This window comes from Cedecea sp. (assembly GCF_036500665.1).
Taxonomy (GTDB): domain Bacteria; phylum Pseudomonadota; class Gammaproteobacteria; order Enterobacterales; family Enterobacteriaceae; genus Cedecea.
The window spans coordinates 1-1,542 of sequence record NZ_DASYBS010000040.1 but is presented as its reverse complement, the minus strand read 5'-3'; the positions used below and the strand labels follow the sequence as shown (position 1 = coordinate 1,542).

Genomic DNA, 1,542 nt, shown 5'->3' with positions numbered 1-1,542 from the left:
GCCAGAAACAAGGCGTAATATTCGTCAATCAGGCAGTTAAAAGCCTCGATCAACTGCGGTAACGTCTGCACCTGAATCAAGCCTTGCTCGATGCATTCACGCGCCTCCTGGTTATAACGTTGCGCCAGCACACGCACGATCGCCGTTTTATCCGGGAAATACTGATACAGCGCCCCGATTGAAATACCGGCATTCTGCGCCACTTCACTCATACGCATCGCATCGCTGCCCTGCGCGGCTATCAGTGCCGTCGCACAATCAAGAATCAATTTTACCTTTTCCCGGCTACGCGTTTGGCTGGGTTTACGCCGCAGTGCGGGCGATTTTTTTTGCTTATCATTCATCATGCGTCGTCCTTTGAACAAAAACTGCCTTGACAATAATACGAGGGTTTATCATATTTACAAAACATGAGTAATACTCACATTTGGAGCGACACCATGAACAACAACCAAAACGAGTCACCAATTCTGGTTTTAGGCGCTACCGGGAAAACTGGCAGCCGTGTGGCAACACGGTTACAACAGCTGGGGATCCCCGTACGGGCCGGGCATCGTAGTGCAACTCTTCCTTTTGACTGGCAAAATAGCACCACCTGGCAACCGGCCTTACAAGGTGTGAAAAAGCTGTACCTCAGTTTCCAACCCGATCTTGCCGTACCCGGCGCCATCGATACCCTGGAGCGCTTTTGTCGGCAGGCGGTAAACAGCGGTGTGCAAAAAATTGTGCTGCTTAGTGGCCGCGGTGAAGACGAAGCCCGCCAAGCGGAAGACGTGGTTAAAAACAGCGGTGTGGATTGGACGGTGTTGCGCGCCAGTTGGTTTATGCAAAACTTCAGTGAGAGTTTTATTCTCGACGACCTGTTAAATGGCCAGGTCTATTTGCCGCCGGGCGAGATCCCCGAACCCTTTATTGATGCAGAAGATATCGCCGACGCTGCTGTCGCGGCTCTCACCCAGCCTGGTCACAGCAATACGCTGTATGAGTTGAGCGGCCCGCGTTTGATGACCTTTGCACAGGCCATTGGCGAAATAGCCCTTGCCAGCGGGCGTGAGATTCACTACCAGCAAGTGCCTGTCGCAGATTACGTCGGTTACCTGCGAGAAGCGCAACTGCCGGCGGAAATGGTCACGCTACTGGAATATCTATTTAGCACGGTACTAGACGGACGCAACGCTTCCGTGACCGAAGGCATTCAGCAGAGTCTGGGGCGTGCGCCGCGTGATTTCAGTGCCTACATTGCCGACACTCTCAACAGCGGCGTGTGGCAACCGCGTTAGCCTACTCATGGCCGGCATGTAGAGCGGCCATTTTCTTTTTGTTACCGAAAGCCGATTGTCATTATTCCATAAATATTGTGTGATAACGGAATATCGTTTAAATCCGCGACAATTAAACCCTTCAAATATAGCGGTTATATTTAGATAAAAATAATAAATGAATTATTCCTGCCTTTAATCCGCTTTTTTTAATTACAAAAGTAGTTTTTAACAATATTGCAAACAATAATATCCCCTCAGTAACCAGAGTTGAACAACCTGT

Annotated in this window: 2 protein-coding genes; one reads left to right on the top strand and one right to left on the bottom strand. The window is 49.7% G+C overall.

Annotated features, from left to right (window positions below; all coding sequences use genetic code 11):
• A partial coding sequence (locus VGM55_RS06555; protein WP_331635040.1) for a TetR/AcrR family transcriptional regulator occupies positions 1 to 347 on the bottom strand: 347 nt, incomplete at its 3' end.
• A gap of 93 nt (positions 348 to 440) precedes the next feature.
• Here VGM55_RS06555 and VGM55_RS06550 point away from each other — a divergent pair.
• Positions 441 to 1,280, top strand: coding sequence for an NAD(P)H-binding protein (locus tag VGM55_RS06550; protein WP_331635039.1), 840 nt, complete (start codon positions 441 to 443; stop codon positions 1,278 to 1,280).
• Positions 1,281 to 1,542: the final 262 nt, after the last annotated feature.

What these genes read in the sequence shown, in the direction of transcription:
- VGM55_RS06550 (WP_331635039.1), top strand. Translation starts at nt 441, where the DNA reads ATGAACAACAACCAAAACGAGTCACCAATTCTGGTTTTAGGCGCTACC.